This is a genomic window from Frigoribacterium sp. AC759 (assembly GCF_979256015.1).
Genome location: NZ_CEEDMT010000044.1, coordinates 1 through 8036 on the forward strand (window position 1 = coordinate 1; position 8036 = coordinate 8036).

The window sequence follows — 8036 nt, forward strand, 5'->3', positions numbered from 1 at the left end:
CCGCCCCGCCGCCCCGCGCCGCTCCGCGCCCCGTCGCCGAGCCGAACCGCACGGAGCCGTGCCGCGCGGAGTCGAGTCGACCGGCCCGTGCCAGCGCCAACGCCCGCGCCCGTGTCGGCGACCGCCAGGACGGCGATCTAGAGTCTCAATCCAGACACCTGGACGACTCGGACCGCGGCACCGACGCCGCGTTCGCGAACCGGGATACGACGGCGTGCCCGCGCCCACCGCTCCACCCACGAAAGGACGCCGCTCCACGATGACCGACACGCTCCAGACCACCCCCGCGACCGAGCTGCTGACCGACGACCCGACCTGGTGGCGCCAGGCAGCCGTCTACCAGATCTACCCGCGCAGCTTCGCCGACTCGAACGGCGACGGCATCGGCGACCTGCCCGGCATCACCGCTCGCGTGCCGTATCTGACGACGCTCGGCGTCGACGCGGTCTGGCTCAGCCCGTTCTATCCGTCGGCCCTCGCCGACGGCGGCTACGACGTCGACGACTACCGCGACGTCGATCCGAAGATCGGCACCCTCGCGCAGTTCGACGAGATGATGACGGCGCTGCATGGCGCCGGCATCAAAGTGATCGTCGACCTCGTGCCGAACCACTCCTCCGACCGGCACGTCTGGTTCCAGGAGGCCCTGGCGGCGCCCGCCGGCTCGCCGGCCCGTGCCCGCTACATCTTCCGCGACGGTCTCGGCGAGGACGGCGAGCTGCCGCCGTCGGACTGGACCTCGATCTTCGGCGGCCCGGCCTGGACCCGCGTCGCCGACGGTCAGTGGTACCTGCACTCGTTCGCGAGCGAACAGCCCGACTGGAACTGGGACGACGAGGAGGTGCGCGAGGACTTCCTGACGACGCTGCGGTTCTGGTCGGATCGCGGTGTCGACGGGTTCCGTGTCGACGTCGCCCACGGTCTCGCCAAGAGCCTGCCCGAGGTGCTGCCCTCGAAGGCCGAGCTCGACGCCCTGCCGAAGGCCGACGGCGACCACCCGGTGTGGGATCGCGATGAGGTGCACGAGATCTACGCCACGTGGCGCGAGGTTTTCGACTCGTACGATCCGCCCCGCACGGCCGTGGCCGAGGCCTGGGTCGAGCCGTCGCGTCGTGCCCGCTACGCCAGCGCCGAGGGTCTCGGCCAGGCGTTCAACTTCGACCTGCTCGAGGCCGACTTCGACGCCACGGCGTTCCACGACATCATCACGTACAACCTCAAGGCCGCCGACGAGTCGGGGTCGTCGACCACGTGGGTGTTCTCGAACCACGACGTGGTGCGTCACCCGACCCGTTACGGTCTGCCGCCCCTCGCCGGGCGCGAGATCAAGCAGGGCGCCGAGTGGCTGCTCGCCGGAGGCGACGCCTCCGAGGTCGACGCCGAGCGGGGTCTGCGGCGCGCGCGGGCGGCGTCGCTCTTCATGCTCGGTCTGCCGGGCTCGGCCTACGTCTACCAGGGCGAGGAGCTCGGGCTGCCCGAGGTCGGCGACATCCCCGAGGCGCAGCGCCAGGACCCGGCGTTCTTCCGCAACCCGGGCGTCGACGTCGGTCGCGACGGCTGCCGCGTGCCGCTGCCGTGGGAGCGCACGGGCGAGTCGTTCGGCTTCGGCCCCGGCCCGGCGCACCTGCCGCAGCCGACGTGGTTCCGCGACTTCTCGGTCGAGGCCGAGGAGGGCGACCCGAGTTCGACCCTGTCGCTCTACCGGGCGGCGCTCGCGGCACGGCGCGAGCTGCAGACCGACGAGACCCTGACCTGGGAGGCGGTGGCCGACACCGGTGCCGTGGCCGGTGCGGAGCCTCAGGTGCTGCACTTCTCCCGCCCCGGCGGCTGGCACGTCGTCTGCAACTTCGGCCCGACGCCCGTGGCGATGCCGGCCGGCGAGGTGCTCGTCGCGAGCGGCCCGCTGGGTGACGCCGGCGAGGGCCCGGGCAGCGGTGCCGACGCGGTGCTGCCGGGCGAGACGGCGGTCTGGCTGCGGGCGTAGGCGACCCGCGCCTCCTCGACCCGCGCCTCCTCGACCCGCGCCTCCTCGGCCGGGCCTCCGGTGCGGAGGAGAGATCGCCCCGACGAGTAACCAGCTCGGCGGGGCGATCGGGGATTCATGCGGCGGCCCGAACCGGCACGCATGAAGCCCTGCGGTGCCGGGATCAGGGGCGGCACCGCAAGGCGGCAAGGGGTACTTTATTGGTCCGCCGATGGGGGGACAAAATCGATCGACCCGTCGGAACGGGGGATAGACGGGTGAATCCGCAGCCGCGGGTGCCGTGACGTCGCCGAGGAGGCGCGGTTCGGCATCCACTCCGACTCCGGGTATGCTTTCCGAAGCGCGTTCGCTCTGCGGCGCGTGATGGAGCCGTCGCATAGTTCGGCCTAGTGCACCACCCTGCTAAGGTGGAGTTCCCTTTGTGGGAACCGTGGGTTCAAATCCCACCGGCTCCGCTGGACCCCGTTGAGTTGTGATCTCGCCAGATCAGTTCACGGGGTCCTTCGCTTTTCCCCCGCGATGCCTGCGCTGCGCTGATCGCAGCCCGCACCGGCCCGCACCGCCCGCACCGCCGGAGGTGCGATGCTGGCCGCATGACGCACGGTCGGTTGAGGGTGCTGCTCGGGGCCGCGCCCGGGGTGGGCAAGACGTACACGATGCTCGAGGAGGGCGCGCGGCTCGCCGCCGAGGGCAGGGACGTGGTCGTGGCCGTCGTCGAGACCCACGGGCGTGCGGCGACGCAGGCCATGATCCGCGACCTCGAGGTGGTCCCGCGCAGCGTGCGGACGTACCGGGGCGTCGTGCTCGACGAGATGGACCTCGAGGCGGTGCTCGCGCGACGACCCGAGCTGGCGCTGGTCGACGAGCTCGCGCACACGAACGCCCCCGGCTCGACGAACGAGAAGCGCTGGCACGACGTGCGGGCCCTGCTCGACGCGGGCATCGACGTCGTGTCGACGGTCAACGTGCAGCACATCGAGTCGCTCGGCGACGTCGTGGAGGAGATCACGGGTGCGCGGCAGCGCGAGACCGTGCCCGACGCGGTGCTCCGCTCCGCCGATCAGGTGGAGGTCGTCGACCTCGCCCCGCAGGCGCTCCGCGACCGGTTGGCGGCCGGCGACGTCTACCCTGCGAACCGGGTCGACGCGGCGCTGTCGAACTACTTCCGGCTCGGCAACCTCACGGCCCTTCGCGAGCTGGCCCTGCTCTGGCTCGCCGACGAGGTCGACAGCGCGCTCAAGGCCTACCGCGACGAGCACGGCATCGACAGCCACTGGGAGGCGCGCGAGCGCATCGTCGTCGCGCTCACCGGCGGGCCCGAGGGCGAGACGCTCATCCGGCGGGCCGCGCGCGTCGCCGCGAGGTCGTCGGGCGGCGAGCTGATCGCCGTGCACGTCAGCAGCCCGGACGGTCTGGCGCAGGGCGAGCCCGGCGCCCTCGCGGCACAACGCGCCCTGGTCGAGAAGGCCGGGGGCACGTACCACCAGGTCGTCGGCTCGGACGTTCCGCGCGCCCTCGTCGACTTCGCCCGGGCGTCGAACGCGTCGCAGCTCGTGATCGGGGTCAGTCGTCGCGGGCGTCTCGCCACGGCGCTCACCGGCCCCGGCATCGGGGCGACGGTGATCCGCGAGTCGGGTCGTATCGACGTGCACATCGTCACCCACTCGGCTGCGGGCGGTCGATCGCGCCTGCCCCGGCTCGGCGGCGCCCTCTCGCCCCGCCGGGTGATCGCCGGCTTCGTGCTCGCCCTCGCGGGCGGGCCGCTGCTCACCTGGCTGCTGACGAACAACCGGACGGAGGACGGCATCGCCGGCGACGTCCTCCTCCTCCAGCTGCTCGTGCTCGTCGTCGCGGTGACCGGCGGTCTCTGGCCGGCGCTGTTCGCGGGGCTGCTGTCGGGCATCATCCTCGACGTCTACTTCATCGCCCCGATCTACAGCCTGACCATCGCTCAACCGCTGCATCTGCTGGCGGTCGTGCTCTATCTCGTCAATGCGACGCTGGTCAGCTGGGTCGTCGACCAGGCCGCGCGGCGATCGCGGGCGGCGGCCCGTGCCCTCGCCGAGACCGAGCTGCTGGCGACGATCGCTGGCAGCGTGATCCGCGGCGAGGGGGCGCTGCAGGCGGTCATCACGCGCACCCGCGAGGCCTTCGGGCTCAGCCGTGTGCGCATCGTGACCGACTCGGGCTCGGGGGAGCGGGAGCTGCAGAGCACCGGGCAGGAGGCGGTGGTCGGCCCGGTCACGCGCCTCCCGGTCGGCGACGGGACCGCTCTCGAGGTGACCGGCGACGTCACCGCGGCCGACCGGCGTCTGCTCGGCGTGGTCGCGGCGCAGGTCGAGGCGGCGCTCGAGCACTCCGCCCTCAGCCGCACGGCCGGCGAGGTCGGGCCGCTCGCCGAGGTCGACCGCATGCGCAGCGCGCTGCTCGCGGCCGTCGGACACGATCTGCGCCGACCGCTCGCCGCGGCGACGGCGGCCGTCAGCGGGCTGCGTCAGAGCGACGTGCGCTGGAGCGACGCCGACCGCGACGAGCTGCTGTCGACCGCGCACGAGAGTCTCGACTCGCTCTCGACCCTCGTGACGAACCTTCTCGACGTCAGCCGGGTGCAGGCGGGCGCTCTGGCCGTCACCCCGGCAGACGTCGACGTCGACGAGGTCGTGATGGGCGCCCTCGACGAGCTGGGGCTGGGCCCCGTCGACGTCGAGCTGTCGCTTCGCGTCGCGGTGCCGCCGGTGCGCGCCGACACCGTGCTGCTGCAGCGCGTGCTGGTCAACCTGCTCGACAACGCGCTGCGCTACTCGCCTGCGGGCGAGCGGGTGCGGATCTCGTCGAGCGTCTTCGGCGGCCGCGTCGAGATCCGGGTCGTCGACCGTGGGCCGGGTGTGCCGGCCGATCGGCGCGACGAGATCATGGTGGCGTTCCAGCGACTCGGCGACACCGACAACGCCGCGGGTCTCGGTCTCGGTCTCGCGCTCAGCAAGGGCTTCGTCGAGGCGATGGGCGGCACGCTGTCGCTCGACGACACCCCGGGCGGCGGTCTGACCATGGTGGTGTCGCTCGCCGCGGTCTCCGTCGCGCATCCTCACGGAATCCCTACGCCGGAGGCGCGGGTCGAGTCGACCGCATCGGCTACGGTCGGCGAGGAGGCACCGTGAAGATCCTGATCGCCGACGACGACCCGCAGATCCTGCGGGCGCTGAAGGTCACCCTCGGCGCGCGCGGCTACGAGATCGTCACCGCGGGCGACGGCCGGACGGCCCTCGACCTGGCCGCCACCGAGCACCCCGATCTCGTGATGCTCGACCTCGGAATGCCCCGTCTCGACGGCGTCGAGGTCATCGCGGGGCTGCGCGGCTGGTCGACCGTGCCGATCCTCGTCGTGTCGGGTCGCACCGACGCGGCCGACAAGGTCGAGGCGCTCGACGCCGGCGCCGACGACTACGTGACGAAGCCGTTCGCGATGGAGGAGCTGCTGGCGCGCATCCGGGCGCAGACCCGGCGGCTGCCGAGCGGAGCCGACGACGAGCATCCGGTGACGACGTTCGGCGACGTGCGCGTCGACCTGTCGGCGAAGACCGTCGAGCGGGGCGCGAACCGCGAGCCGGTGCGGCTCACCCCGACCGAGTGGAAGATCGTCGAGCTGCTGCTGCACAGCCCGGGCAAGCTGATCACGCGCGAGACGATCCTCACGCAGGTCTGGGGCCCGTTCCACGCGAAGGACACCGGCTACCTCCGTCTCTACTTCGCCCAGCTGCGCAAGAAGCTCGAGCCCGTGCCCGCGTCGCCCCGCTACCTCGTGACCGTGCTCGGCATGGGCTACCGCTTCGAACCCGACGAACCGCAGTCCTAACGGAATCCCTACGCTCGAGCCCCTCTGAGCAGCCGATCGCACGCCTAACGTGTGATCACGCGTGCTTCGGCCTCGGAGCGTGCGATCGGAGGGTCCGCCGTGTCCACAGTGTCTGAGAGAAGCGGTCGCGACGGCGATGCGCTCGAACCGCAGCCGACGCGACCGGATGACTCGCGCCTCCGGAACTGGCTGCTCGACGGGTTGACCGAGAACTCGGGCGCCCACCAGGGGCCCCACGCCGAGAAGGTCGAGAAGACGCATTCCTGGTGGCGCGTCATGTGCCTGACCGGCGTCGACTACTTCTCGACCCTCGGATACCAACCCGCCATCGCCGCGGTCGCCGCCGGTCTGCTGTCGCCGTTGGCGACCATCGTGCTCATCGCGCTCACGCTGCTCGGCGCGCTGCCCGTCTATCGCCGGGTCGCCCGCGAGAGCCCCCGCGGCGAGGGCTCGATCGCGATGCTCGAGCGGCTGCTGCCCTGGTGGGGCGGCAAGCTGTTCGTGCTGGTGCTGCTGGGCTTCGCGGCGACGGACTTCATGATCACCATCACGCTGTCGGCGGCCGACGCGACCGCCCACGCCGTCGAGAACCCGTTCACGCCCGAGTGGTTCCACGGGGCGGAGGTGCCGATCACGCTGTTCCTGATCGCGCTGCTGGCCGCCGTGTTCCTCCGCGGGTTCAAGGAGGCGATCGGCATCGCCGTGGTGCTCGTCGGGGTGTTCCTGACGCTGAACCTCGTCGTCATCGCGGTGTCGATCTTCCATGTCGCCGAGAACACCGTCGTGATCGGCAACTGGTGGCAGGCGCTCACGGTGCAGCACGGCAACCCTCTGGTGATGGTCGGCATCGCGTTGATCGTGTTCCCGAAGCTCGCGCTCGGCCTCTCCGGATTCGAGACCGGCGTCGCCGTCATGCCGCAGATCACCGGCGACGCGACCGACACCGCCGAGCGACCCACGGGTCGTATCCGCGGCGCCCGCCGCCTGCTGACCACCGCGGCGATCATCATGAGCTCGTTCCTCATCCTGTCGAGCTTCGTCACGACCCTGCTGATCCCTCAAGAGCAGTTCCAGGCAGGAGGCGCGGCGAACGGCCGCGCACTGGCCTACCTCGCGCACGAGTACCTCGGTAACGGCTTCGGCACGATCTACGACATCAGCACCATCTGCATCCTGTGGTTCGCCGGGGCCTCGGCCATGGCCGGCCTGCTGAACCTCGTGCCGAGATACCTGCCCCGCTACGGCATGGCGCCGCAGTGGGCGCGCGCCGTGCGCCCGCTCGTGCTCGTCTTCACCGTCGTGGCGTTCATCATCACCATCGTGTTCGACGCCGACGTCGACGCCCAGGGCGGGGCCTACGCGACGGGAGTGCTCGTGCTGATCACCAGCGCCTCCGTCGCGGTCACCCTGTCGGCTCGGCGCGCCCGCCAGTCGAAGCGCACGATCGGCTTCGGCGCCATCGCCCTGGTCTTCGTCTACACGACCATCGTCAACGTCGTCGAGCGGCCCGACGGCGTCAAGATCGCGGCGATCTTCATCGTGGGCATCATGGCCGTGTCGCTGTTCTCGCGGGTGCGCCGGTCGTTCCAGCTGCGGGCGACCTCGATCTCGTTCGACGACACCGCGCTCGGGTACGTGCGCGAGGACGCCGACGAGTACGGGTCGATCCGCGTGATCGCGCACGAGCCGGGGCGAGAGGTCGCCGAGATCTACAAGAAGAAGCTCAGCGCTGAGCGGCGGTACAGCGGCATCCCGCAGCGCTCGCCGGTCATCTTCCTGGAGGTGCACCCCGGCGACTCGTCGGACTTCGAGGAGGACCTCGTCGTCACCGGCTGCGTCGTGCACGGGTACCGGGTGCTGCGTGTGACGAGCGGCGCGGTGCCGAACACGATCGCGTCGGTGCTGCTGGCGATCCGCGACGAGACGGGCGTCGTGCCCGACATCTACTTCGAGTGGACCGAGGGCAGCCCGTTGTCGAACATGGGGAGGTTCCTGGTGACAGGCGCCGGCGAGGTCGCACCCGTCACCCGCGAGGTCCTGCGCCAGGCCGAGCCGCACCGCTCGCGCCGCCCCGACGTGCACGTAAGCTAGCCCAGCGCGAGGCGCTCTGCGCCCGCCTGCCCCCCCCGGCTCGCCTCGCCCCGCCCCGCGATGAACCGCGTTCGCGAAGATGAACCGCGATAGATCGCAGTTCATCTT

Annotated in this window: 4 protein-coding genes and 1 tRNA gene; all 5 read left to right on the plus strand. The window is 71.5% G+C overall.

Going from position 1 to position 8036, the window contains the following annotated elements; all coding sequences use genetic code 11:
• Positions 1-259 precede the first annotated feature (259 nt).
• The 5 genes from ACZ6JE_RS14805 to ACZ6JE_RS14825 all read left to right on the plus strand — a co-directional run bounded on the left by ACZ6JE_RS14805 (position 260) and on the right by ACZ6JE_RS14825 (position 7928).
• Complete coding sequence (locus ACZ6JE_RS14805; RefSeq protein WP_464319431.1) at positions 260-1984, plus strand: glycoside hydrolase family 13 protein; 1725 nt, start codon at positions 260-262, stop codon at positions 1982-1984.
• Between the two features lie 365 nt (positions 1985-2349).
• A tRNA-Ser gene (locus tag ACZ6JE_RS14810) sits at positions 2350-2439 on the plus strand.
• Between the two features lie 138 nt (positions 2440-2577).
• Positions 2578-5142, plus strand: coding sequence for a sensor histidine kinase (locus tag ACZ6JE_RS14815; RefSeq protein WP_464319432.1), 2565 nt, complete (start codon positions 2578-2580; stop codon positions 5140-5142).
• On the plus strand, positions 5139-5837 hold the full coding sequence (locus ACZ6JE_RS14820) for a response regulator (protein WP_192060728.1): 699 nt from the start codon (positions 5139-5141) through the stop codon (positions 5835-5837). Before ACZ6JE_RS14815 ends, ACZ6JE_RS14820 begins: the two co-directional genes overlap by 4 nt.
• Before the next feature lie 99 nt (positions 5838-5936).
• The gene (locus tag ACZ6JE_RS14825; protein ID WP_192060727.1) at positions 5937-7928 is read left to right on the plus strand and encodes an APC family permease; all 1992 of its coding nucleotides are present in this window, start codon (positions 5937-5939) and stop codon (positions 7926-7928) included.
• Positions 7929-8036: the final 108 nt, after the last annotated feature.